This window comes from Thalassovita sp., assembly GCF_965218685.1.
Lineage (GTDB): Bacteria > Pseudomonadota > Alphaproteobacteria > Rhodobacterales > Rhodobacteraceae > Thalassobius.
This window is the reverse complement of the sequence record NZ_OZ244657.1, coordinates 3159529-3184092: the sequence shown is the minus strand read 5'-3', so window position 1 is coordinate 3184092 and position 24564 is coordinate 3159529. Positions and strand designations below refer to the sequence as shown.

26 protein-coding genes and 1 tRNA gene are annotated in these 24564 nt (G+C 59.8%); 15 read left to right on the top strand and 12 right to left on the bottom strand.

Annotated elements, in window-relative coordinates:
• Window positions 1-9: 9 nt before the first annotated feature.
• From ACOQOQ_RS15765 to ACOQOQ_RS15750, 4 genes are all read right to left on the bottom strand, one after another.
• Window positions 10-765 (bottom strand): ABC transporter ATP-binding protein, encoded by a 756-nt coding sequence (locus tag ACOQOQ_RS15765; protein WP_420567925.1) that lies wholly within the window; start codon window positions 763-765, stop codon window positions 10-12.
• A 13-nt stretch (window positions 766-778) separates the two neighbouring features.
• Window positions 779-1981, bottom strand: coding sequence for a branched-chain amino acid ABC transporter permease (locus ACOQOQ_RS15760; RefSeq protein WP_420567924.1), 1203 nt, complete (start codon window positions 1979-1981; stop codon window positions 779-781).
• Between the two features lie 3 nt (window positions 1982-1984).
• A complete protein-coding gene (locus ACOQOQ_RS15755) occupies window positions 1985-3016 on the bottom strand; it encodes a branched-chain amino acid ABC transporter permease (RefSeq protein WP_420567923.1) in 1032 nt (343 codons plus the stop codon).
• 108 nt (window positions 3017-3124) lie between these two features.
• Entirely contained in the window at window positions 3125-4462 is a 1338-nt protein-coding gene (locus ACOQOQ_RS15750) for a substrate-binding protein (RefSeq protein WP_420567922.1), read from the bottom strand.
• A 221-nt stretch (window positions 4463-4683) separates the two neighbouring features.
• Between ACOQOQ_RS15750 and ACOQOQ_RS15745 the strand changes: the two genes are divergently transcribed.
• The 5 genes from ACOQOQ_RS15745 (at window position 4684) to ACOQOQ_RS15725 (ending at window position 10619) form a co-directional block, all read left to right on the top strand.
• A complete protein-coding gene (locus ACOQOQ_RS15745) occupies window positions 4684-6003 on the top strand; it encodes a short-chain fatty acyl-CoA regulator family protein (protein WP_420567921.1) in 1320 nt (439 codons plus the stop codon).
• A 79-nt stretch (window positions 6004-6082) separates the two neighbouring features.
• Window positions 6083-6448, top strand: a complete 366-nt coding sequence (locus tag ACOQOQ_RS15740) for a response regulator transcription factor (protein WP_420567920.1) — start codon at window positions 6083-6085, stop codon at window positions 6446-6448.
• Window positions 6448-6714, top strand: coding sequence for a hypothetical protein (locus ACOQOQ_RS15735; RefSeq protein WP_420567919.1), 267 nt, complete (start codon window positions 6448-6450; stop codon window positions 6712-6714). The genes ACOQOQ_RS15740 and ACOQOQ_RS15735 overlap by 1 nt, the downstream gene beginning before the upstream one ends.
• A gap of 9 nt (window positions 6715-6723) precedes the next feature.
• Window positions 6724-9411: an ATP-binding protein gene (locus ACOQOQ_RS15730; RefSeq protein ID WP_420567918.1), complete on the top strand. Its 2688-nt coding sequence runs from the start codon at window positions 6724-6726 to the stop codon at window positions 9409-9411.
• Between the two features lie 104 nt (window positions 9412-9515).
• A complete protein-coding gene (locus ACOQOQ_RS15725) occupies window positions 9516-10619 on the top strand; it encodes a FliM/FliN family flagellar motor switch protein (protein ID WP_420567917.1) in 1104 nt (367 codons plus the stop codon).
• 3 nt (window positions 10620-10622) lie between these two features.
• Here the strand turns inward: ACOQOQ_RS15725 and ACOQOQ_RS15720 are convergent, their stop codons facing one another.
• The 4 genes from ACOQOQ_RS15720 to ACOQOQ_RS15705 form a co-directional block, all read right to left on the bottom strand.
• Window positions 10623-11036: a TIGR01244 family sulfur transferase gene (locus tag ACOQOQ_RS15720; RefSeq protein WP_420567916.1), complete on the bottom strand. Its 414-nt coding sequence runs from the start codon at window positions 11034-11036 to the stop codon at window positions 10623-10625.
• 9 nt (window positions 11037-11045) lie between these two features.
• Window positions 11046-11480 carry a DUF6691 family protein gene (locus ACOQOQ_RS15715; protein WP_420567915.1) on the bottom strand — a complete coding sequence of 145 codons (435 nt, stop codon included), beginning with the start codon at window positions 11478-11480 and terminating at the stop codon, window positions 11046-11048.
• Entirely contained in the window at window positions 11480-11905 is a 426-nt protein-coding gene (locus ACOQOQ_RS15710) for a YeeE/YedE family protein (protein ID WP_420569787.1), read from the bottom strand. Before ACOQOQ_RS15710 ends, ACOQOQ_RS15715 begins: the two co-directional genes overlap by 1 nt.
• A gap of 101 nt (window positions 11906-12006) precedes the next feature.
• Window positions 12007-12870, bottom strand: a complete 864-nt coding sequence (locus ACOQOQ_RS15705) for an MBL fold metallo-hydrolase (RefSeq protein ID WP_420567914.1) — start codon at window positions 12868-12870, stop codon at window positions 12007-12009.
• 158 nt (window positions 12871-13028) lie between these two features.
• Between ACOQOQ_RS15705 and ACOQOQ_RS15700 the strand changes: the two genes are divergently transcribed.
• The 3 genes from ACOQOQ_RS15700 (at window position 13029) to ACOQOQ_RS15690 (ending at window position 15789) form a co-directional block, all read left to right on the top strand.
• Complete coding sequence (locus ACOQOQ_RS15700) at window positions 13029-13346, top strand: TraR/DksA family transcriptional regulator (protein ID WP_420567913.1); 318 nt, start codon at window positions 13029-13031, stop codon at window positions 13344-13346.
• Window positions 13347-13371: 25 nt separating this feature from the next.
• A complete protein-coding gene (locus tag ACOQOQ_RS15695; RefSeq protein ID WP_420567912.1) occupies window positions 13372-13587 on the top strand; it encodes a hypothetical protein in 216 nt (71 codons plus the stop codon).
• 123 nt (window positions 13588-13710) lie between these two features.
• Complete coding sequence (locus ACOQOQ_RS15690) at window positions 13711-15789, top strand: enoyl-CoA hydratase-related protein (protein ID WP_420567911.1); 2079 nt, start codon at window positions 13711-13713, stop codon at window positions 15787-15789.
• Here the strand turns inward: ACOQOQ_RS15690 and ACOQOQ_RS15685 are convergent.
• Window positions 15786-16001: a hypothetical protein gene (locus ACOQOQ_RS15685; RefSeq protein WP_420569786.1), complete on the bottom strand. Its 216-nt coding sequence runs from the start codon at window positions 15999-16001 to the stop codon at window positions 15786-15788. The two genes, ACOQOQ_RS15690 and ACOQOQ_RS15685, sit on opposite strands and share 4 nt — an antisense overlap.
• Window positions 16002-16177: 176 nt before the next feature.
• On the opposite strand from ACOQOQ_RS15685, the gene ACOQOQ_RS15680 reads away from it, so the two are divergent.
• Complete coding sequence (locus tag ACOQOQ_RS15680; protein WP_420567910.1) at window positions 16178-16438, top strand: DUF2312 domain-containing protein; 261 nt, start codon at window positions 16178-16180, stop codon at window positions 16436-16438.
• 10 nt (window positions 16439-16448) lie between these two features.
• On the opposite strand, the gene ACOQOQ_RS15675 is transcribed toward ACOQOQ_RS15680, so the two are convergent.
• Window positions 16449-17324, bottom strand: a complete 876-nt coding sequence (locus tag ACOQOQ_RS15675) for a hypothetical protein (protein WP_420567909.1) — start codon at window positions 17322-17324, stop codon at window positions 16449-16451.
• 124 nt (window positions 17325-17448) lie between these two features.
• Between ACOQOQ_RS15675 and ACOQOQ_RS15670 the strand changes: the two genes are divergently transcribed.
• The 3 genes from ACOQOQ_RS15670 to ACOQOQ_RS15660 all read left to right on the top strand — a co-directional run bounded on the left by ACOQOQ_RS15670 (window position 17449) and on the right by ACOQOQ_RS15660 (window position 20344).
• A complete protein-coding gene (locus ACOQOQ_RS15670) occupies window positions 17449-19092 on the top strand; it encodes an ABC transporter permease (protein WP_420569785.1) in 1644 nt (547 codons plus the stop codon).
• Window positions 19093-19137: 45 nt separating this feature from the next.
• Window positions 19138-19213: transfer RNA gene (locus ACOQOQ_RS15665), tRNA-Thr, on the top strand.
• 81 nt (window positions 19214-19294) lie between these two features.
• Window positions 19295-20344 carry a hypothetical protein gene (locus tag ACOQOQ_RS15660; RefSeq protein WP_420567908.1) on the top strand — a complete coding sequence of 350 codons (1050 nt, stop codon included), beginning with the start codon at window positions 19295-19297 and terminating at the stop codon, window positions 20342-20344.
• A gap of 589 nt (window positions 20345-20933) precedes the next feature.
• Here ACOQOQ_RS15660 and ACOQOQ_RS15655 read toward each other — a convergent pair.
• Complete coding sequence (locus ACOQOQ_RS15655; protein ID WP_420567907.1) at window positions 20934-21311, bottom strand: hypothetical protein; 378 nt, start codon at window positions 21309-21311, stop codon at window positions 20934-20936.
• A gap of 187 nt (window positions 21312-21498) precedes the next feature.
• Between ACOQOQ_RS15655 and ACOQOQ_RS15650 the strand changes: the two genes are divergently transcribed.
• Together ACOQOQ_RS15650 and ACOQOQ_RS15645 are read left to right on the top strand one after the other, a co-directional pair.
• Window positions 21499-22841, top strand: a protein-coding gene (locus tag ACOQOQ_RS15650; RefSeq protein WP_420566748.1) for an IS3 family transposase whose coding sequence is annotated in 2 segments (ribosomal slippage) — window positions 21499-21826 and window positions 21826-22841 — 1344 coding nt in all. Because the reading frame shifts where the segments join, the coding sequence is not laid out codon by codon here.
• 335 nt (window positions 22842-23176) lie between these two features.
• Window positions 23177-23728: a recombinase family protein gene (locus ACOQOQ_RS15645; RefSeq protein WP_420569784.1), complete on the top strand. Its 552-nt coding sequence runs from the start codon at window positions 23177-23179 to the stop codon at window positions 23726-23728.
• Here the strand turns inward: ACOQOQ_RS15645 and ACOQOQ_RS15640 are convergent.
• The gene (locus ACOQOQ_RS15640) at window positions 23667-23975 is read right to left on the bottom strand and encodes a hypothetical protein (RefSeq protein WP_420567906.1); all 309 of its coding nucleotides are present in this window, start codon (window positions 23973-23975) and stop codon (window positions 23667-23669) included. The two genes, ACOQOQ_RS15645 and ACOQOQ_RS15640, sit on opposite strands and share 62 nt — an antisense overlap.
• On the opposite strand from ACOQOQ_RS15640, the gene ACOQOQ_RS15635 reads away from it, so the two are divergent.
• Window positions 23958-24206, top strand: a complete 249-nt coding sequence (locus ACOQOQ_RS15635) for a hypothetical protein (RefSeq protein WP_420567905.1) — start codon at window positions 23958-23960, stop codon at window positions 24204-24206. The genes ACOQOQ_RS15640 and ACOQOQ_RS15635 overlap by 18 nt on opposite strands.
• Window positions 24207-24564: the final 358 nt, after the last annotated feature.

The window sequence follows — 24564 nt, the reverse complement described above, 5'->3', positions numbered from 1 at the left end:
ACACTCTCCTTACGCGGTTTCGCCCAGATAGGCTTCCCGTACTTTAGGATTACCTTTGATGTTTTCCGGGTCGTCCTCGACCAGGGGGGTGCCCTGCGCCAGAACGGTGATTCGGTTGGCCAGGCTGAACACCACGTGCATGTCATGTTCGATGATGGCGATGGTGATGTCCCGCTCGTCGCTGATCTGTTTGAGCAGATCAATCGTGTTGTTGGTATCAGCCCGCGCCATCCCGGCGGTGGGTTCATCCAACAACAACAAGCGGGGCTGCTGCGCCAGGCACATGCCGATCTCAAGGCGGCGTTTGTCCCCCCGCGACATCGAGGCCGTGTGCATGTGCCGTTTGTCGGCCATGTTCATGTCCTCAAGCATGTGCTCGGCCGCGTCCACGATTTCCTTTTCGGACATCATGTTTTCGATCGCATGCATGCGGAAGGCCCCGTCGCGCTTGGCGAAGATCGGGATCATCATGTTCTCGATCACCGTCAGATCCCCGAAAATCTCGGGGGTCTGAAACACGCGTGAGATACCCATCTGGTTGATCTCGTGCGGTTGGCGCCCCAGCACCGACTGGCCGTCAAACAAGACAGAGCCGGTGTCGGGGATCAGCTTGCCCACCAGGCAGTTCAGCAGGGTGGATTTGCCAGCGCCATTCGGGCCGATGATGGCGTGAACCGAGTTTTCTTTCACACTCAGATTCACATTCCCCAGAGCCTGCAAACCGCCGAAACGTTTGTTGACGTCTTTGACTTCAAGAATTCCCATATCTCAGGTCTCCTTATTCTGCAGGTTCAGTGGACGAGGACTTGGTGTCATCGTCGGCTTTTTTACGGCGCAGCAGACGGCCCATACGTTGACCACCTTCGACCAGGCCACCCGGCAGGAAGATCACAACCAGCATGAAGATGATGCCCAGGGTCAGGTGCCAGCCCTTACCGATGAACGGGTACATGATGGTGACCACGAAATCCTCCAGCCCGTCGGGCAGGAACGCGAACCAGCTGTGCAGGATGTCGCTGTTGATCTTGGACAGGATGTTTTCCATGTACTTGATGATGCCAGCGCCCAGAACCGGACCGATCAGGGTCCCGGCACCGCCCAGGATGGTCATCAGAACCACCTCGCCCGAAGCCGTCCAGAACATCCGCTCGGCACCTGCCAGCGGGTCCATCGAGGCCATCAGACCACCGGCCAGACCGGCATACATACCCGAGATCACAAAGGCGGCCAGAGTATAGGGGCGCGGGCTGAGGCCAGTGTAGTTCAGGCGCTGCTGGTTCGATTTGATCGCGCGCAGCATCATGCCAAAGGGCGAGCGGAAGATGCGGATCGCCAGGTAGAAGGCCAACAGCATGATCACAGCACAGAAGTAATAGCCCGCGTTGAAGGTGAACACCCAGGACCCGACAACCAGATCGAAGCTGTCGCGCATCTCAAGGCCGAACAGACCGGGGACGGGGATGTTGCCCCCGGGGGTTTGGCTTGCACCCAGGATGCGGGGATCGTCCAGGGCCAGCTGCAGGCCGGTTTCACCGCCGGTGATGGGCGTCAGAACCGAATAGGCCAGCGCAAACATCATCTGGGCAAAGGCCAACGTCAGGATCGAGAAGTAGATCCCCGACCGGCGCAACGACACAAATCCGATCAGCAGGGCGAACAGGCCCGAGATGACCACCGACAGCATGATCGCGGGGATCACGTTCATGCTGAGCAGCTTGAACATCCAAACCGCCGCGTAGGACCCGACCCCCAGAAAGGCCGCGTGACCAAAGGACAGGTACCCGGTCAGGCCAAACAGGATGTTAAACCCAATGGCAAAGATGCCAAAGATCACGAAGCGCTGCATCAGGTCGGGATAGCCCGCGTTGAACTGCGCCAGGGCCGAGCCCTCGGGGAAGGGGTTCAGGATGAACGGTGCGAACAGCGTCAGGCCGATGACCAGCAACAGCAGACGCGCGTCTTTCTTTTCTAGACCGAACATGTATCAGTCCTCCATCACGCCTTTGCGACCCATAAGGCCACGGGGACGTGTCAACAGAATGATTACGGCGACCAGATAGATGATGACCTGGTTGATGCCGGGGATGATGTCGATGATCTCGCGCATCGAGGCGAAGCTTTCGAGGATACCCAGCAGGAAACCTGCCAGCACCGCGCCGGGCAAAGAGCCCATGCCGCCCACAACCACCACAACGAAGGACAGCACCAGGAAGTCCATGCCCATATGGTAGTTCGGCGAGTTGATCGGCGTGTACATCACACCCGCCAGACCGGCCACGGCCGCGGCGATCCCGAACATGATGGTAAAACGCTTGTCGATGTTGATGCCCAGCAGGCCCACGGTCTCGCGGTCGGCCATGCCGGCACGGACCACCATCCCGAAGGTGGTGAACTGCAGGAAGGCAAAGACAGCACCGATGATGATCGCGGCGAAAGCAAAGTAAACTAGACGCCAGTAGGGATAGATGATCGTGTTCTCGGCAAAGCCAATGGCGGCCCCGAAGTCGAACGAGCCCTTGAAGGCGTCGGGCGCCGGGGTCGGGATCGGGTTTGCACCGTAGTAGTACTTGATGATCTCTTGCAGCACGATCGCCAGGCCGAAGGTCACCAGGATCTGGTCGGCGTGTGGGCGTTTGTAGAAGTGCTTGATCAGGCCGCGCTCCATGATGACGCCGATACCGATCATCACCGGAATGGCGAACAGGATGGCCAGTGGTACCGACCAGTCAATAATTGCAGCACCGGTAGATTCGCCAAACATGTCATAGACATAGGGCACTTGAATCTTGGCCGGGTTACCCAAGAAGTCGGTCTTGGTTGGATCGATGACGGTATGGCTGAGCGTCAGGAACTTGTTGAGGGTCACGGCGCAGAAGGCGCCGATCATGAACAGCGCGCCATGCGCAAAGTTCACAACGCCCAGCGTGCCGAAGATAAGTGTAAGCCCCAGCGCGATCAGCGCATAGGCCGAGCCCTTGTCGAGCCCGTTTAGGATTTGCAGAACTATAGCGTCCATTGTCCCACCCTTGTGTCGGAGTGTGGAAAGAGGGAAGCCCCGTTAAGGGGCCGACAGGGAATGCGGTTTGGGGTGGAGGATGAGGCACTGCCCCATCCTCCGAAGGGCTTAGGCGCCTGCGTTACAGGTGCCCAGCTCGCCGCCAAAGATCGAGGCATCGTACTCGACCTGACCACGCGGCGTGACTTCGACGATTTCCAGAAGGTCGAACTCCGAAGTCGGGTTCTCTTTACCCTTCACGACCAGCACGTCTTTGAAGCACTGGTGGTCCGAGCCGCGATACAGGGTCGGGCCGTTGCCCAGGCCGTCGAACTCGAAGTCTTCCAAGGCTGCAGCAACACCGCAGGGGTTGAAGGTGCCGGCGCGCTGACATGCGTCTGCGTACAGCAGGGCCTGAACATAGCAGGTGTGTGCGCCAGCCGACGGCGGGAAGCCGTACTTGGTGCCGAACGACTTGACGAATGCCTTCGAGCCTTCGTCCTGCAGCGACCAGTGCCAGTTGGCGGAACCAAAGATGCCTTTGATGTTCTCACCAGCACCACGAGCCATCAGGCGCGAGAACAGCGGAACGATGATTTCAAAGTTCTTACCGTTCACCTGCTTTTCGCGCAGGCCGAACTGAACCGCGTTGGTCAGCGAGTTCACCATGTTGCCGCCGTAGTGGTTCAGAACCAGAACGTCAGCACCCGATTGCAGAACCGGCGCGATGTAGGACGAGAAGTCGGTCTGAGTCAGCGGCGTTTTCACGGCTGCAACAGTTTCCCAGCCCATGGCCTCGGTCGAGGTGCGCACGGCTTCTTCGGTGGTATAACCCCAGTTATAGTCTGCGGTCAGGTGATAGACTTTGCGGTCCGTGCCATAGTTGTTGGCCAGGATCGGTGCCAGGGCAGCGCCCGACATGTACGAGTTGAAGAAGTGGCGGAAACCGTTGGCCCGCTTGTCTTTACCCGTGGTGTCGTTCGAGTGGGTCAGACCCGCCATGAAGATAACGCCGGCCTCTTGGCACAGCGCCTGCACGGCCACGGCCACGCCCGAGGACGAACCGCCGGTGATCATCACGGCGCCGTCTTTTTCGATCATCGACTTGGCCGATGCGCGCGCTGCGTCCGATTTGGTCTGGGTGTCACCGGTGACGAATTCAACCTTCTTGCCCAGGATGCCGTTACCCTGCAGCGCTTTCGAGCTGAAGGTGTTCAGCATACCGCCGTCACCGCCACCGTTCAGGTGTTCGACCGCCAGCTCATAGGCGCGCAGTTCGTCAGCACCTTCGTCAGCATAGGGGCCGGTCTGGGGCACGTTGAAGCCCAGGGTCACAGAGCTGCCGGTGGGCTCGTTGGTGTAAGCTGCTGCCGACGATGCGGTAAAGATGGTGGGCAGTGCGACGCCAGCGCCGGCTACTGCACCCGACTTCAGAACGCCGCGGCGAGTCAGTTTGCTATTGGACATATAATCCTCCCGTTTCGTGAAATGCGAACGCACACCTCCTCTTGCGGCGTTCACGTGCACGTTTCTGTGCAAATCTATTATCAGGGCGAGCAAGAAAACTTCGCAACAAGGTCTTTTAATGAAACAATTTTTTTGTAAAGAATATCACAATGCCGTAGTATGCATTGTAAAGAACTTAATTCTGCAACGCAGAAGGTGCTTGATTTGGATGGAAAATTAACATGGCGCAACGTCAGCTGACCGGGTCCCGAATTCGCGAACGGCGGATGATGCTGGGCCAAAGGCAAGCCGAACTGGCCAAAGAGGTCGGAATTTCGGCCTCGTACCTCAATTTGATCGAGCATAACCGGCGCAGAATCGGCGGGAAGTTATTGCTGGCGCTGGCCCGGTCGCTGGGGGTCGAGCCGTCGGCATTGACCGAAGGGGCCGAGGCTGCGCTGATCGCGGTCTTGCGTGAAGCCCGGGCCGCGGACCCCGCCGCTGGGGCTGAACAGGATGCGCTTGAAGATTTCGCCGGTCGTTTTCCCGGCTGGGCGCAGTTGCTGGAACGCCGGCACCGGCGGGTGTCCGAGCTGGAGCGCACGGTCGAAACCCTGACCGACCGGCTGACCCACGATCCGCATCTGGCCGCGGCCCTGCACGAGATGATCTCGACCATCACCTCGATCCGTTCAACCGCGGGCATCCTTGCCGAAACCCGAGAGCTGGAGCCTGAATGGCGCGACCGCTTTCACCGCAATATCAACGAGGATTCCGCCCGTCTGGCCCACAGCGCCAAGGCCCTGGTCGGGTATCTGGACAGCACCGAGGATGGCGCCGAAAGCGAGCTAAGCTCGCCCCAGGATGAACTGGATGCGTTTCTGGGCGACAGCGGCTTTCACATTCCCTTGCTGGAAAGCGACCACCCCGAGGACGTGGACATCGACGCGCTGGTCGAAAAGCAGGAAGTCCTGCAATCTTCGGCAAGCCGGGCGATGGCGCGCAGCTACATGTGGCGTTATGCCCAAGATTCTCAAACCATGCCCTTGGGGGCTACCACCAAGGCGCTGGCCGAGCATGGCCCCGACATCTCGGCGCTGGCGCGGCACTTCCGGACGGACCTGGCCACGGTGATGCGCCGGCTGGCCGAAGTTCCCGAAAGCGTGACCGGCGGGCCTGTGGGGCTTGTGGCCTGCGACGCCTCGGGGACCATGATATTTCGCAAAGCGCTGGACGGTTTCACGTTGCCGCGTTTCGGCTCGGCCTGTCCGCTTTGGCCCTTGTTTCGTGCGCTTTCGCGCCCTTTGACCCCCATTCAGGAAACTGTCCGCCAGGTGGGTCGGGGCGGGGGATTGTTCCGCACATTCTCGATCGCACAGCCGGTTGGCGAGGTCAGCTTTGATGCGCCGACGCTGTTCGAGGCCTACATGCTGATCCTGCCGCTGGGCGCAGGTGAAAGGACCGACGGCAAAGAGGCCGAGATCGGCGTCAGCTGCCGTATCTGTCCAAAGGAAAACTGCCCGGGCCGTCGTGAACCTTCGATTCTAACTGATGGATTCTAAGGATGGTTTTGACACGGACGCCGACTTTGTTGATAAAAGCAGAGTCCGACAGGCACCATATGCACTAAGGGGAGGATGCATGGGGAAACATGTCCTTGTGATCGAAGATGAGCCCAACATTATCGAGGCCATCAGCTTCATCCTGTCCCGCGATGGCTGGCAGGTGGATACGCATTCCAATGGGCATGATGCTGTGGACGTGGTTTGGGCCAAGTCCCCAGACCTGTTGATCCTGGACGTGATGTTGCCTGGTGCCAGCGGATACGAGATTCTGACCGAGCTGCGCGCCAAGGAGGTCACCCGCGATCTGCCTGTGCTGATGCTGACTGCACGCGGTCAAAGCAAGGATCGCGAGATGGCCGAGAAAATCGGGGCGAGCCACTTCATGACCAAGCCCTTCTCGAATGCCGAGGTGCTGGAAGTCGTGCGCCAACTGGTGCCGTGATGGCCAAGTCGCGCCCCTCGTTGTTTCTGGAACGCAAGGGCTATCGTCAGCGCCGCGTGCGCGACATGGCCCGGCTGATGCCCTTTGTTGGGGCGATCCTGTGGGGGCTGCCCCTTCTGTGGGCCCCGCCGGGCGAGTTCGGCATCTCCAGTTCGCGGGCAATCGTGTATATCTTCGGTGTCTGGATCCTGCTGGTCCTGTGCACCCTGGCCGTCACTCGCTGGCTGGACCCGGATTCCGACGCCGAGCAAGGCGATGGATCGTAAGGGGGCACGATGGGCGCGCTGAATCTGCTGATCGCTGTCTGTCTGGGCTATGTGGCGCTGCTGTTCCTGGTGGCCTTCATGGCCGAGCGAGCCGCACAGCGTGGCCGCAGCGGCTGGCTGCGTTCGCCCATGATCTACACCTTGTCGCTGTCGATCTATTGTACCGCCTGGACGTTTTATGGCGCCGTTGGCTATGCGGCGCGTTCGGGGCTGGAGTATCTGACCATCTATATTGGTCCAACGCTGGTGATGATGGGTTGGTGGTGGGGCCTGCGCAAGCTGGTCCGGATCGGAAGAACACAAAGGATTACCTCGATCGCCGACCTGATTTCCTCGCGCTATGGCAAGTCGAACGCGCTGGCGGTTTTTGTCACCGTGGTCGCAGTGATCGGCACGACGCCATATATTGCACTGCAATTGCAATCTGTTACCTCCTCTTTTTCAAGTTTTGCCTTATATGATCCTTCGGTCGCTCAGCTGGGTGACAGTGATGCCACGGCCTTGTGGGTTGCCGTGGGGTTGGCGCTGTTCACGGTGCTGTTCGGCACCCGGAATCTGGATGCGAACGAACGTCACCACGGCGTGGTCATGGCCATCGCAATGGAGGCCGTGGTCAAGCTTTTTGCGCTGGTGGCCGTGGGGGTGTTCGTGGTCTGGGGTGTGGGGGGCGGTGTGTCTGAAACCTTCGCGCGGATCGACAATTCCGACATTGGCCAATGGCAGGTACATAACGGCCGCTGGGCCGCACTGATCTTTTTGTCGGCCGCAGCCTTTCTGACCCTGCCGCGGATGTTCCAGGTGCTTGTGGTCGAGAACGAGAACGAGAACCACCTGCGTACCGCCTCGTGGGCCTTTCCGACCTATCTGATGACCATGAGCCTGTTCGTGGTGCCCATCGCGGTAACGGGGCTGGAGCTGCTGCCCTCGGGATCGAACCCCGACCAGTTTGTGCTGACCATCCCGCTAAGCCAGGGGCGCGACGGGCTGGCGATGCTGTCATTCCTGGGGGGCTTCAGCTCGGCCACGTCGATGGTGATCGTGGCCGCGATTGCGCTGTCGACCATGGTTTCGAACCATATCGTGATGCCGATCTGGCTGTCGTTTACAGGTGGCGGGGCGATGATCTCGGGCGATGTGCGTCACGTGGTGCTGCTGGCGCGGCGTTTGTCCATCGCGGGCGTTCTGGCGCTGGGCTATCTGTACTATCGCTTCTCGGGCGGGGGCGAGGCATTGGCCGCGATCGGCCTGATCTCGTTCGCAGGGGTCGCGCAGTTCCTGCCGCCGCTGATGGGCGGGATTTTCTGGCGCGGCGCAACACGCGTCGGTGCGCTGGCCGGTCTGGGCGTGGGCTTTGTTTTCTGGCTCTATACCTCTTTGTTGCCCAGCTTTGGCGCGGATGCGGTGATGACGGCATCTTTGCTGAGCGAGGGGCCCTGGGGCATGGCTTGGCTGCGCCCGCAGGCACTGTTTGGCATTGGGGGGCTGGACCCGCTGGTGCACTCGGTCATGTGGTCGCTGCTATTCAACACAGTGGTCTTTGTCTTCGTCTCGATGGTCACCTTCCCTGAACCGCTGGAGCGTCTTCAGGGCGCTCAATTCGTCAATGTGTTCCAACATTCGGGCAACCCGCAGGGCTGGTCCGGGGGCGTTGCACAATCCGAGGACCTGCTGATCATGGCGCAGCGTATCCTTGGTGCCTCGGAAGCGCAGGCCTTTTTCCATCACGAGGCCGCCCAGCAGGGCCTTGCCGGGTTCCTGCCCGAACCGACGCCCGATTTCCTGCAACGCCTGGAGCGGGAGCTGTCCGGTTCGGTCGGGGCGGCGACAGCCCATGCAATGGTGGGGCAGATCATGGGGCGGGCCACGGTCTCGGTCGAGGATCTGCTGGCCGTTGCCGATGAAACCGCGCAGATGATGGAGTATTCCAGCCAGCTGGAGGCCAAATCGGCCGAACTAACCCGCACGGCCCGGCAGCTGCGCGCGGCGAACGAAAAACTGACTCAGCTGTCGGTGCAAAAAGACGCGTTCCTGTCCCAGATCAGCCACGAGCTGCGCACGCCGATGACCTCGATCCGGTCGTTCTCGGAAATCCTGCGCGATGCGGATGGGCTGAGCCAGGCAGATCTGACCAAGTATGCCACAATCATTCATTCCGAGGCGATCCGACTGACCCGTCTGCTGGACGACCTGCTGGACCTGTCAGTGCTGGAGAACGGACAGGTCAGCCTGAACTTGCAGCGCGGGGTGTTGCGCGATGTAATCAGTCAGGCCCTGGATGCGACAGGTGTGCAGGGCAACGGGCTGACGGTGGTCCGCGCCGAGGTGTTAGAGGATGTCTCGATCGAATCCGATCTGGACCGGCTGGCGCAGGTCTTTATCAACCTGATTGCCAATGCCCAGAAATATTGTGACGCCGATGCCCCCAGGCTGGCAATTCGCGTGGCAAATCGTGATGGGTATCTGGTGGTGGATTTCGTCGACAACGGCTCGGGGATTCCGTCCGAGGCACAGGCGCTGATCTTTGAAAAATTCAGTCGTGTCAGCGACAACAAGCGCGCCGGGGGGGCCGGCCTTGGACTGGCCATCTGCCGCGAGATCATGATCCGTCTGGGCGGGGCGATCACCTATCTGCCGGGGCAGGGCGGTGCTGCCTTTCGGGTCAGCCTGCCAATGAAAAACGCCAAGGCGGCAGAATAATTTGCCGGGCGTAAGCCTTTGGTAACCCTTGCCAGATTAGGTGTCTAAGTAGATGCGATCTCCGGACAGAATTTTGGCGATTTATGAAAGACATCAGGAATATCATGCAGCTCAAGTCCGCATCGCAACGGGTGCCGGATAATGCAGTGATGACGGCCGAAACGGCGTTGCAGCGGGCCTTGTACCGCGCAGCGCATCTTGGGCTTGGCCTGACGTTGGAAATCGCGCAGTCAAGTTCCCGGGTTCGTGACCGCGACGGGGTGCTGACGCAGGTTCAGCCCTCGGATCTTATTGTTCGGCTGGAGCAGGAAGGCGACGGCGCTGGCGTGATGGTCCTGGATCTGGATCTCGTCTCGGCCTTGGTCGAGGTGCAAACGCTTGGCTCCGTGATGGACAGACCCGCCCCCGAACGCGCGGTCACAAGCACCGATGCCGCGGTTGCCTTGCCACTTATCGACGGTACGCTAAGCGGGTTCGAAGCGCTGCTACCGCGGGATGAAACCGATACGGCGCCTGGCTTTCATTTCGGCGCGTGGGTCCGTGATCCCAGCCTTCTGGCCGCGCAACTGCCCGATGGCGCCTACGATACTTTTGCCTTGTCGGTGACGATCGGCAGTGGAGACCGGACGGGGCGTTTGTTCCTTGCGCTGCCCGTACCACCCGAGCCAACTCCTGATCCGACAGATGCGTCCGAAGATGCCGATCGCGACAGTCTGGGAAACGAGGTTATGGACGCGCCCGCGCGACTGGATGTGGTGCTTCACCGGATGGAAATGCCGTTAGGAGAGATTGGCGCATTGCAGCCCGGCGATGTCCTGACCTTGCCCCTCAGGGCGCTGAGCGAGGTGACCCTTCATGCGGGCGAACGCAAAGCTGTGGCGGTTGGCGTGCTTGGGCAATTGTCCGGTCAACGCGCCGTTTGCATCAAGAGTTTCGGCGCCGGGGGTGGCAAGCCTGCCAGTAGCCCGGCTGAACAGGCGCAAGCGATGGCTCAGGTGGATCTGGCCGACCCCGGGCTGATTGAGGCTACGCCCGCAGCGCCCAACCTTCTGCCGGAAACGCCACAGGCGACGGTGCCCGAAACAGCGGACGACATCTTGCGTGACCTGGGGCTGGGCGAGGGGTTGCCGACAGACCCGGGCGCCTTGGCCAAAGCGCCCGCGCTGCCCGGTGACTTTCATCAAGAAGGGAAAGACGCGGGCGGGTAGGCCTCAGGATTCCAGGGCGGATCGCAGGCCAGACAGATCATAACCGGCCCGTGCAGTCGCTGCCAAAATCTCGTCTGCGGACAGTATGCCCTTGTGACCCAGTGACCAAACCACGCTGCAACGGGTCCCCGAGGCACAATAGGCCAGTACCGGCCCGTCCGAGGCTGCGGCGGCCTCCATCTGCAGGGCCACATTCTCTGGGGTCATGGTCTGGTGTGTCAGGGGGAGAACGAAAAATTCCAACCCGGCGGCCTGTGCGGCTTGGGCCATCACCTCGGCGTGGTGGCTGGGTGGGATTTCAACATCGGGCCGATTGCAGATCACCTTGGTAAACCCGGCCGCCTTGATGGCGGCCAGATCTTCGGGGTTAATCTGCGGGCTGACAGAGTAGCGGGGGGTGATCTCACGGATATCCATGAGATCGATTTATTCCGCCGGGACAGCCCTGTCCAGTCTGACGCGCACGCCGGGGGCGATGATCATGCCCGCGATCATTGCGGCGACAAAGACCCAGTGACCGACGCCGCCATAGGACAGCGAGGCGATCGAGGGGCCGGGGCACAGGCCAGCCAGACCCCAGCCAAAGCCAAACATAACCGATCCCAGCACTAGGTTGCGGCCGATCTTGGGTTCAGGCGGAGTGGGAAAATCACCGCCTACCAGGGGTTTACGCCCCGGAACAAACAGCCAGGCGATAGCCATGGGGATGATCGCTCCGCCCATGACGAAGGCCAGGGTCGGGTCCCAGTTGCCAAAGACATCCAGCCAACCCTGTACCTTGGTGGTGTCCGTCATGCCCGAGATGAACAGGCCTGCTCCGAACAAGCCGCCAGCGATGAAAGCAAAAATCAAACGTTGCATCAGACGATCCCCAGAATGTGACGGAAGATAACCACGGCGATACCGCCAGCCATGATGTAGAACACGGTGGCAACCATGCCCCGCAGCGAAAAGCGCGAGATGCCGCAAACCCCGTGCCCCGAGGTACAGCCATTGGCCAAGCGCGTCCCGACGCCGACCAGAAGGCCGGCGGCGATGATCACGATCCAGTTGTCGGTGATATGGGTGTCGACCTCGCGATAGACAGGGTAGAGCGGGATCGGCAGCAAGAAGACGCCCAGCAGGAACACGGCGCGCTCGGTCCACGAGTTCCAACCGCTGCGGTCCACCAGGCCGCCCAGAATGCCGCTTGCGCCCATGATGCGGCCATTGGCCAGCAGATAAACGGCGCCACCTGTGCCGATCAGCAAGCCGCCGATCAGGCCCCAGATCCAATCGACCGGGATAGAGTTCATCATCGCGTTTCCTTCCCTGAATGATGAGATGTCAATGAATGACCCCGGCACCCGTTCGCGCGGGTCCCGGGGGACGCTGGTTTTCCCAGCTTTTACAGTTTGTTGACGGGCACCTTAAGGAACACGTCACCCTTTTCATCGGGCTCGGGCATCTGGCCGGCGCGCATGTTGACCTGCAACGAGGGGATGATCAGCTTGGGCATGTCCAGGCTGGCGTCCCGCTCGGTCCGCATGCGGACGAAATCGTCGCGATCCTTGTCGCTGGCCACGTGAATATTGGCGGCCTTTTGCTCGGCCACGGTGGTTTCCCATGCATACTCATCCCGGCCCGGTGCCTTATAGTCGTGGCCCACGAAGATGCGGGTCTCATCCGGCAGAGACAGGATTTTCTGGATCGAGGCATAAAGCGTTTCTGCCGAACCACCGGGGAAATCGCAACGCGCGGTGCCAAAGTCGGGCATGAACAGCGTGTCGCCCACGAAAGCCGCATCACCGATCACATAGGTCAGGCAAGCCGGCGTGTGTCCGGGGGTATGCAGCACATCGCCGCGCAGCTGACCGATGTGAAAGCTGTCGCCCTCTTGGAACAGCTTGTCGAACTGGCTGCCGTCGCGCTGAAACTCGGTGCCTTCGTTGAAGACTTTGCCAAAGGTGTCCTGCACGATCTTGATGCGGTCGCCGATGCCGATCTTGCCGCCTACGCGTTCCTGGATATAGGGGGCGGCGGACAGGTGATCGGCGTGTACGTGGCTTTCCAGCAGCCATTCCACCTTCAGATCATTGTCCAGCACGAACTTGATCACGGCGTCTGCCGACTTGGTATCGGTGCGGCCCGACGAATAGTCGAAATCCAGAACCGAATCGATGATGGCGCAAGAGCTGCCAGCGGGGTCACGCACCACGTAAGAGATGGTGTTGGTGGCGTCGTCGAAAAATGCGGTTACTTCAGGTTTCATAAGGGGGTCCCTCCGTTTCATCCATCATATATAATTTTGCGCATATGTTGCAAGGCCTCAATTTACGGTTTGTTTGCGATGGTGAGGCAGGGTTGATTTGGGTCAATGTTTTTGCACAGGGAATGTGCGAAATTGCGGCGCCATTAGGAGGAAGCGCGATGAAAGATTTGGCACATTACAAAGCCACCCTGCTCAAAAGACTGTCTGAACTGGACAGCCGCCTGCATGCCATCGAAGCTGAACTGGACGCCCCGCATTCCAAAGATTGGGAGGAATCCGCGGTTGAAAGGGAAGGGGATGAGGTATTGGAATCTCTGGGCCAGGCCGGTCAGGCCGAAATCCGGGGAATCCAGGCAGCGCTGCAACGAATCCGTGACGGAGAATATGGATTCTGCGCAAAATGCGGCGAGGAGATTTCGTCGGAGCGGTTGAGCGTGCTTCCAGCCACACCTCTATGTCGAAAATGCGCCGCCTAAGGCAGCAAAAGGAGAGGAGAGACAAATGCCAGAAAAAAAATTCATGGACCTGATTTCGCAACTGGAATCCGAGATCGCCGAAGCGACGGACGAAACCCGTCATGAAATCCAAGCCGAGCTTCACAAAACGGTGGAAAAGATGCGCTCGCAGGGCGTCACTATTCCGGCCCGTCTGCGCGAGTTGGACAACCAGGCGATCGACGAAGAAATGGAAGACCGCTTCGACAACATGCCTTTGTAAGCGGTCAAAAGCCTTTTAACAAAGAATCGAGCTCTGAAAAGGGCTTGCATCGGTATGGACGCTTTTGCACCCTGTCTGGAACGGGGTAGGCAATGGCGCCCATTTCGAATTAGGGGTTCTTGTTTGGCAGACAAGCTGAAAATTGAACGGGTAGGCCGGGTTGCTATCATGCTGCTGGCCAACCCTCCGCAGAACTTTCTGGGGCCGTTGATGCGGGCGCAGATTGCCGAGCAATTGCAGCTGCTGGAAGCAGATCCCGACGTTCAAGCCATTGTCCTGACCGGCCGCAGCGCTGGTTTCTCGGAAGGTTACTCTCATCTGCGGCCCGATTTGCGGGAAGGCGCGGTGTCGCTGGCCGATATTTGCCTGCAAATCGAAGATTGCCCCAAACCCGTTGTCGCCTGCCTGACCGGGGCTGCCCTTGGCGCCGGGTTCGAGCTGGCTCTGGCTGCGCATGCACGCGTGGCGCAGACGGGTACGCGGGTTGGAATGACCGATATCGCGCTTGGCGTGACGCCGGGGGCTGGCGGCTCTCAGCGGTTACCGCGATTGGTTGGCGCGCGAACTGCCTTGATGATGATGCTTTCGGGCGAGGTAACGCAGGTCTCAGATCCGCGGCTGTCCGAGGTGTTTACCCAGATCATTGAGCAAGACCCCGAGCCTGCGTCGATCGCGCTGGCCGAAAATCTGGCCTCTGATGGAACCCGACCGGTCCGGACCCGCGACCGAGCCGAGGGGTTCAAGGACCCGGCGGCGTATCAGGACGCGATCAGAACCTGTCGTGCGGCCCTGGGCACGTCCGCGCGCCCGGCACAGCATGCGGTTCTCAGGTTGGTTGAAAACGCCTTGGTGCTGCCTTTCCTTGCAGGACAAGCGATGGAAGAGGATCTTTGCCGCGAAAGCCTTGGCTCGGAAGATGCGCAGGGTAATCTTTACATGCTGTCGGCTTTGCGCCGGTTGGTGAACCTGCCCGAGGCCACCAAGGCCAAGCCAAAACCCGTTCAGTGCTTGGGGGTGGTTGGCAGTGGCCCGGCGGCGGTTGCGCTTGTGCTGGCGGCTTTGGAACACGGGGTGCCGACGGTTTGGTTCGAGCGCGACGAGGCGTCGGTGCAAGGTGCCAAGGAACGGTTGGAACAGGCGCTTGAGGCACAGAAAACCCCGCCAGAACGCTGGTATGAATTGAACCAGCACCTGACCACCACGCATGACGCTGGTGAATTGACGAAGGCTGATCTGCTGATCGAGGCCGTCGCAGACAATGCCAGCACCAAGCAACAGGTGATCGCATGGCTGGCTGGTTTCATGCCCGAAAGCGCGATTCTGGTGACGCACAGCGCGACATTGCCGGTTGATCCGACGGCCCGGGCTTCGGGGCGGGCGGGGCAGGTGGTCGGTCTGTCCGTGGCCTTGGGCGTCAAGCGCGCTCGATTGGTCGAGCTTATCCCCGGTCCCGACAGCGCGGCGGTTGCGACGCTGACATTGCACAGGTTGATGCTGAAAATCGGCATCTCGCCAGTGCGCTGTGGCAGTCAGGGGGGCACAATCGGTCTGCGGATGATGGCGGCGCTGCGGGACGCGGCGGATTACGCGTTGGATCTGGGGGCGACGCCCGCCCAGGTGGATCAGGCATTGGTGCAATTTGGCAAGGCAACGGGCGTCTTTGCCGAGATGGATATCGCTGGTTTATTGGCCGAACTGGACAGGGCCCTGCAGACCCATCACGCCGAGCGCGCGGCGCACCGCCATCTGACCCGCCTGCAATCCCTGGTCACACAGGGGCGGCTTGGTCGGACCTCGGGCAAGGGGTTTTATGACTGGGAACAAGGCGCCCCGAAACCGCGCCCCGAAGATGCCCCGCGCCCCGATGCGCCAGATGCCCAGACGATCACACAGCTTTGCCTTGGGGCCATGATGAACGAAGGCGCGCGTCTATTGCGCGAGGGGGTCGCCCTGCGGCCCTCGGATATCGACATGGTGATGGTACGCTCGCATGGCTTTCCTGCCTGGCGGGGCGGGGTGATGAATGCGTCCGATCAGGTGGGGCTGTTCACCTTGCAGCGCGCAATGCGACCCCATGCCGAGGCCGAGCCGCGCCTGTTTTCCCCCGACCCGGGGATCGAGGCGCTTGTCCGTAATGGGGAAGGGTTCAGCGCGTTGAACGGCGTTGGTGCGAAACGGCGCCGGATCGACGACCCGGCTTAGCCCAGGAACACGCCCAGGATCACCAGCATCAGGCCGATCACCGACATGAACAGCGCGCCCAGGTTGATGGGGACCACGCGCTTGACGGCCTCGCGCAGTTCGTCATCGTTCAGGCCCGCGCGTTTGGCCTTGGCCACGCGGAAAATGCACCACACCAGGCCCAACAGACCTGCCACCGAAATGGCCGCACCGACCCAGACCAGAATATCCATGCTCATCCTTTCGGGGCTGCCCCGCGTGTTTGATCGTAAGCCTGCGCCTAGCAGCTTGGTAGGCGGCGCGCAACGCGGCGCTTTTTCGCATCTGACCCCGGCGGCAGTGCCCGGCGGGCTTGCGGCGCGGCCCATGGCCGGGTAGGGGAGGAAGACACCAATCCGGAGGCAAGAATATGAACGAAATGAACCCCGATGCCACCTACCGCGTCACCGCGGACGAGCTGCGCCAGTTCGTTGAACGGTTCGAGCGTCTGGAGATGGAAAAGAAAGACATCGCCGACCAGCAAAAAGAGGTGATGGCCGAAGCCAAGGGGCGCGGCTATGACACCAAGGTGATGCGCAAGATCATCGCCCTGCGCAAGCGCGACCAGAACGATATCGCCGAGGAAGAGGCCGTTCTGGAGATGTACAAAGAAGCGCTGGGCATGTCCTAAGCGCCTCGCCCTAGGGCATCAGAACACGCACACCGGGGACGTTGGCCATCTGGGCGACGTCCCTTTCATATTGCAGGGCCATCTGGTCGGCCTCGGTCGCGGACCAATCGTCGCTCCCGACTTCTTCCTCCAGCATCTCGGGGCGGGCGAACTTCGCCAGGAAGGCCGAGATGACCCGTCGCTTCTGTTCCTCGGACATCACCGGATGCGTCTTCAGATAGGCGCGAAAACGACGCATGCCGTCCGTGGTCATCAGCTCGGCAATCAGATCAAAGCCGCCCAGGATTCTCTCGTTTTCGGGCAGTCCCATCATCTCGCGCAGGATATGCGCCCACAAAAGTGGCGTGTCCTCGTTGGCCCACAGGGTGATTGGCAGGTCGGGCAGGGCGTCGCGGATGCGCAAGATCAGCTCGGACCAGCGCAGGGCCGAAGGTTCCGAGGAATCCAGGAAAGTCTGGAACGGCATATCGGGGGATTGCAGGTGAAGCTGCGTCAGAAAGGCCGCCGGATTGCGCAGCCCCAGGTACAGCTCGACCTCGTCGGCCTCGAACAGCTCGCAAAATCGCTGCAGCTTGACCTCGGCGCCGGGATAGATCTGGCCGCGCGCCACTGCATTCTTGGGGGTCGAGAAAAACGCCTCGTTTGACAGAATCAGCCGTTCCGGCGGGTCACTTTGCAGGATCGCGTCCAGCAGGATATCACGCCCGTCTTCGGCCAGTTCGCCCTGGGCCATCGCGTTCAGCGTGTCCCGGATCAACATGCGATAGCGCGAGGGACCGGGCACCGCCACATTGCGCGCCTTCAGGTCCTGTGCGTTTTTCAGCAGGCATTTCATCAACCGGTCTTCGTCGGTTGCATGGGCGCCCGCATGAAGAATGATTTTCATTTCAATTCCGTGGCTGCTCGGGTGTTTTGTTGGTCATACCCCGACACGGAGGACAAAAACAGGGTCTTTTCTGGACAGTTTGGCCGCATTCAGGCAATGAAGCGGCATGAGCGAACAGGTTCAGATGCCCGCCAAGCCCGCGCTGCTGCGCGTGATGCCCTCCAACCTGTGGTCGGTCGGGGCCAGCGCCATTGCTGCCATAGTTCTGGCGCCCATTTTGGCCGTGGTCTGGATCGCGCTGAACCCCACTGACAATATCTGGCCGCATCTTCTGTCCACGACCCTGCCGCGCTATCTGGGCACGACACTGGTGCTGATGCTTTCGGTCGGGGTGCTGTCGGGGATGGTAGGCACGGGCGCGGCATGGTTCATTGCCCGCTATCGTTTCCCCTTGTCGGGTTGGCTGGAGTGGCTGCTGCTGCTGCCGCTTGCGATCCCGGCCTATGTGGGGGCCTATGCGCTGGTGGACCTTCTGGAATACAGTGGCCCGGTGCAAACGGCGCTGCGCGGTCTGATGGGCTGGCAAAGCGCCCGCGACTATTGGTTCCCCGAGATCCGCTCGCTTGGGGCGGCGATCATCGTTTTGACAGCCGCGCTTTACCCCTATGTCTATCTGCTGGCCCGTGCGGCCTTCCGCGAGCAATCAGGCTCGACCGAAGAGGTCGCCATGTCGCTGGGCGCAAGCGCGTTGTCGCGGTTCCGCCGAGTGGCGCTGCCGCTGGCCCGTCCTGCCATCGCCGCTGGCATGGCCGTCGTGATGATGGAGACCGTGAACGATTTCGGCACCGTTGACTATTTCGCCGTGCAAACCCTGACCACCGGGATTTTCAGCGTTTGGCTGGAAAGCAACAACGCAGGCGGCGCCGCCCAGATTGCCAGCGTGGTGCTGGTGATGGTGATCATGCTGGTCACGCTGGAAAAGTTCAGCCGCCGCCGCAGCCGGTTCTTCAACCTGTCGGGCCGTCACCGCACGCCTGAACGCAAGCGCCTGACAGGATGGCGCGCCGCGCTGGCCCTGGTTGCCTGCGCGATCCCCTTTGGCCTTGGATTCGTCCTGCCAGCCGGGGTGATCCTGTCCCATGCCCTTGCCAATGCCGAGCGCTGGGCCGATCCCGATCTGGTACAGTCGCTGCTGAACACCCTGATGGTCGGCGGGATCGCTGCACTCGTCACCGTTCTGGCCGCGATTTTCATGGTCTATGGCGTGCGCCTTTCGGGGCGCCAGTTGCCCCGGATGCTGCTGCCGCTGACCACCATCGGCTATGCTGCGCCGGGCGCCGTGCTGGGCGTCGGTATCCTTATCCCTCTGGCCGCGCTGGACAATTTTGTCGCTGACGGTATCGAGGCTGCGACAGGCGTGGACATCGGTCTGGTCCTGACCGGCTCGGCCTTTGCGCTGATCCTGGCCTACGGAGTGCGCTTTTTCGCCATCGCCCAAGGGGCGGCCGACGCCGCTATGGGCCGGATTGCCCCCAGCCTTCCAATGGCCGCGCGCTCGCTTGGGCGTACCCAGGGGCAGGTGCTGCGCCAGATCTATTTTCCGCTGATCAAGGGCTCTGTCGGGTCGGCCCTGTTGCTGGTGTTCGTGGACTGCGTGAAAGAGCTGCCCGCAACGCTGCTGCTGCGCCCTTTCAATTTCAATACGTTGGCGACCCGTGTTCATGATCAGGCCAGCCTTGAAAACCTGGGCGATGCCGCCCCCGCGGCGGTACTGGTGATCCTGGTTGGCCTTGCGGCCGTCACATTACTGGCCCGCGCCAGTCGATAAAGCTCTTGCAGGCCGCTTCCCGTTCGCCTATTTCATCGCCCGAGTGCCCCTATAGCTCAGCTGGTAGAGCAACTGATTTGTAATCAGTAGGTCCGCGGTTCGAGTCCGTGTGGGGGCACCATAATTTACCAATAAAAACAATACTTTGCAGCAAGCCCTGCCTACGGAATGTTGCCCAGATTCGCACCTACATGCGGGCTGCATGCCCCGCTGTGAAGCCCTGACTCGCTCAGCAAAAAGCGCCCCGCTGCACATGCGCTCGGGCCGCACTACCGCTCCAAACGATAAAGAGAAGTCGCTGACCGCTGGCTGGGTTGGGTTTGCGCGGGACATTTGCGTACGCTTCGCGCGGTTCGCGAAACTCCCGCTGACAGAAACTTCCAGCGACGTTATGCTACGCCTCATACCACGTGGCATCATGATCGGAGTTGCTCGCAGGAGAATTGGGTTGGAGTTGATTGTTCATTGCGGATTGCACAAAACCGCGACAACGACGTTTCAGAAGATCTGCGCCGACAATCGAAAAGTGTTGGCCGAAAGTGCGGTTCTATATCCACACTACGACGAAATGCCTCAGCATAGCCGTTTGATGCATAAGATTCAGGCTGAGGGTGTCGAAGCTTTTGGCGACTTCTTGCGCGCTTGCGTTGAAGAGCATGATGCAATAATTGAAACCGTCGTTCTCAGTGGCGAAGATTTCGAAAACTGCCTCATCGATATTGAGACAGCAATTGGAATCGAAAGTGAAGCATACCAGATCGGATTCGAAAAGATAACTTGGCTGTTTGTGAACCGCCCAATGGACAGGTACCTAGACTCGCTGTATTCGGAAATGAGCAAGCATGGTGTGGTTTTGGACAAGTCGGTGATGCTGAGAGCAGCAAATGAGCGGGGATCCTTCTTCGTTTCTACGCGGGATTTCAACTACATGTTTGCGCTAGATTTCTGGAGACATGAGAAGAAATTCTCCAAACGCGTTTCAGGCACGACAATCTCAATTTCGATGGAAGAATTCACCGAAGGATTTTCAGGAAAGGTTTTTTTCCAATCCATCTTGTCTCCTGAACAATTTGCAACGTTTGAAAATGCCGCAATTTTATCAGAAGAGAAATTGAATGAAAGGCTGTCGAGCGAGAGCATTGAGGAGAACTATGTCGCCACGGCATTGCGCATGAACGCGGCAAGACGAACGAAGCTGCCAAATCGTCTGCTGCTGCATTTTCTTGGCCGTCTCAGACTTCGTGGAAATTGAGAACGCTTTAGTTAAGTTGAGCTACGGCACACATGTCAGATCAAGGACAGGTTCCCGACGCTTGCCACCGTCGAACGGCCAAGGGTCGGGTTCACTGAACCCTGACGACCCCCTACCAGCGCCGTTTGCAGCGCGGGCTTGGGGTTTCGCGCGGCTACCCCCTTGGCTCGGTGCGGCCTGCGGCTGTAGCGGCGGCTGTGCCGGGGCTGCGGGTGCGGTGCGCCCTTCCCGCCATGCCACCAGCCATGCAGGGTCGTCCGTCAGCACAGCTTCTCGCGCTCCCATCGCTCCGGTTCAGAAGGGTGCGGGCGCTACTCATCAGCCAACCCGCGCAATGCAGCCCCGAGGCTCAGCGCGGCGGCGAGGTTGGCGGTTGCACGGGCTTGCCGAGCTTCCACCGCTTCAAGTCGGCGCTGGTCCATCACGAGCCGGTCCTCCACCGTCACCGAATAGTCGGGGTTGTGGCGGCTCGTCTCTTGCAGGTATGCGCGCCCACCAACCCGCGTCACCGGCCCATCTGGGACGGGCGCGGGTTGCCGCTCTCGGCGTTCCGTTTTGGTGAACGGCAACTCTGCGAAGCTGCCCCGTCTCATGCTGCTTCCAGCTTCGCTAGCAGTGCATCGACCTCGGGCCAGAAGACGCTGTTGGCTTCGTCGTTGCGCAGGCCGGTCAGGACAGCGAGGGCACGGTTGACCACGGCGAAAGCGTCATCCGGGTCCGCCCCGTCCAAGCGCTCGGTCACCGCCTTGTCGAACAGAGCGACAAACTCGGCCCCGGTGTAGGTCATCAGGTAGACGGTTCCGGTGTCCGGTAGGTTGCGAAGCAGCGTCTGGACCGCCTCGCGGTAGAGCGAGCTTGTGGTCACGCACACCATCTTCCCGTTGAGCATGACCATGATGAACGCGGCGTCGTCGGCTAGCGCATCGACCGCAACGCTCGCCCCACCTGTAGTCTGAATGATCTCCATTACACAGCCTTTCCTTCGAGCGTGATGATGCGCTGTTCCAGTTCCTCAACGGCGCGGATGTTGCCCAGTGTGCCGATGGCTTCGATGATCTGCCGCCCCACTGTCTGACGTCAGCGCTTATGGGGCCAAATAGGGCAATTTGATAAGAGAGTGTTTCTGGCGCATCGTCACCACTGAGGAGTTGAAGATGAGAAAGACAACCAAGAGCCCGGGCGAGAAGATCGTCAAAGACATCAAACGCGCCACGCGTAAACAGTATTCCTCCGAGGAGAAGATCAGGATCGTCTTGGACGGTCTGCGTGGCGAGGACAGCATTGCAGAGCTGTGCCGCCGTGAGGGGATTTCCCAAGGGGTTTACTACAAATGGTCTAAGGACTTCATGGAGGCAGGAAAGAAGCGGCTGGCGGGCGATACAGCGCGAGCAGCGACGAGTGACGAAGTCAAAGATCTGCGCCGTGAGGCCCGTGACCTGAAGGAGGTCGTGGCTGAGCAAACGCTGGAATTGCGCCTTCTCAAAAAAAGCATGACAGGCGATGGGGGCGACCACGAATGAGGTATCCCGCATCTGAGAAACTGGAGATCATCAGGCTGGTCGAAGAAAGCCACCTGTCAGCACGTCAGACACTGGCCAAGCTCGGCATTCCGCGCACAACGTTCTACCGCTGGTACGACCGATACCTGCAACGCGGCGAAGCCGGTCTTGCGGACCAATCTCCCAAGCCAAAGCATGTCTGGAACCGCATCCCGGACGAAGTGCGGCACAAGGTCGTCAAGCTGGCGCTGAAGGAAACAGAGCTCTCGCCGCGAGAGCTGGCGGTGACGTTCACGGATACAGAAAGCTACTTTGTATCAGAGGCTTCGGTTTATCGCGTACTGAAGGCGCATGATCTGATCACCAGCCCGGCCTTCATCGTGCTCAAGGCTACAAGCGAGTTCAAAGACAAAACCACCGCCATCAACCAACTTTGGCAGACGGACTTCACTTACCTGAAAGTTCTGGGCTGGGGCTGGTTCTATCTCAGCACGATCCTGGACGACTACAGCCGTTACATCATCTCGTGGAAGCTTTGCACCAATATGAGGACGGAAGATGTGACGGACACGCTGGACCTGGCGTTACAGGCTTCGGGTTGCGATCAGGTCCACGTCGTTCACAAGCCACGACTGCTGAGTGACAACGGCTCCAGCTACGTCTCTGGCGATTTGGCCGAATGGCTGCAGGACAAGGGAATGAAGCATTCTCGCGGTGCGCCGTATCACCCCCAAACCCAAGGCAAGATTGAGCGCTGGCATCAAACCCTGAAGAACCGCATCCTGCTGGAAAATTACTTCTTGCCCGGCGATCTCGAAACCCAGATCGGTGCCTTCGTCGATCACTACAACCATCAGCGCTACCATGAGAGCCTGAACAACGTCACGCCGTCCGACGTCTACTTCGGGCGCTCACAAGCCATTCTAAACCAAAGAGAAAGGATCAAACGAAACACGCTCGAAGCGCGACGCTTGCATCACAGAAAACACGCCGCATAATCAAACCAACCAGATGAGCCAAACTCTCACTCAGTTTAGGCCCGCTTTGGCTCCAAAAACCCTGACGACGTACAGAATGGCGATACTGCGAAAACTGCGGCATAGAACCTTTCTTCATGCCCAGGGTCCGCCAAGGGCCGAAGTGCCAGTTGGACCCTTCAGCGCGAAGGTCTGGAATGTCCCGTGTCTTGTCAATTCGACACCTGATCCATGCAGCGAGCCGCACGAATGGCTGTTTATTCCGCTGCGCGGCGGCGCGGCACACGGTTTTCGCCCTGGACTGGCTGCCACAGTGCCACTCGGAGGCCGGTGTTAGCCCGAAGCGGACATGACACATTTACGCCAGCGACACCAAACGGACTCGCTCTTCTTATACACCAAAAAACGAGACTGAAGCTGAAACGATAAGGACGCGTTACGATCCCTATCTAAAATTCGGTACCCTGCGGGACGTAAAGGAACGGGCAGAGGATCTCGACCTCAGATCCCGGCGCCGCGGCCGGGAGGGCGGACGGATCTCGGGTGGAACGCATTTCGACCGGGGTCACCTTCAGCACATTCTGAGCAACCCGGTCTATGCGGGCCGCATCCGGCACAAACAAAAAGTCAATGATGGTCAGCATCCGGCTATCATTGATCCGGCGGTTTGGGATAAGGTTCAGGACCTGGTGCAGAGTAGGGCAGCGGTTGCTCACGGCTCCAGACAAAAGGCGACAAGATCCCCTCTGGCGGGCAAGCTCTTTGATGAAACCGGCGATCGTCTGACGCCCAGCCACAGCCGAAAGAACGGCAAACGACTTCGCTGCTATATTTCCCGCAGGCTGGTCAAAGGTCGCAGCCAGAAACATCCGGATGCCTGCAGAACAGGTGGAGGGCTTGCTGGCTGAACTGATTGGGCAGCATCTGACCAGACCCGGTGTCGCGGCAGTGATGACTGTAGATTTGACGGCAGCCGAACTGGTAGACGTCTCGATAAAGCTTCAGGATCAGGGCGATGCAACTGAACGACTGGCTTTGATCTAGCGAGCCGATCTGCGACAGGGTTTCCTGACAGCGCGGCTGGACGAGGCAATGCTTGCTGACCGCCTTGGCTGCATGCCGGAGCAGACCAATCCAGTGGAATTGAAACTGCATCTGGGCGAGGCACCGGCAAAGATCGACAGAACGCTGGTACAGAATATCGTGAAGGGGCGTAGCTGGCTGGCGATGGGCATCGCGGGCAAAACCTTCTCCGAAATTGCCGACACCGAAGGAGTGTCGAAGCGCCGGGTTCAGGACGTGACCAACCTGGCATTGCTCTCGCCTGACGTTCTTGACAGCATCGCTATGGGTGAACCGCCGATGGTCTCACCACGGACTACCTGATCAAGACGCGGTTCTCGGCTGTCTGGTCAGAGCAGCGCGCACAGTTCGCATCGCTCTGAAACAAAACACCCTGAAATCTGTAAACTCGTACCGCCGGTATCGCAAACAGAGACTACGGCCTGAAATCTGTTTGGTTCGTGCTCTTATCTGCGTCTCTGTTGAAAACCCTGTCTGCCAAACGCCCGAAAACGCGACAATAGCGCGACAAACTCTCAGCGTCTGAAAACAGGGAAAATACAGGGAAAAACTGCCGATTTCGCCAATATTCAAGCCCATCGCCTTGATTGTGAATGAGGAAACAGTGGTTTAGCCGCGATTTCCCTAGGTTCGTTAACAAGGAAATTCCGTTCCGACATCA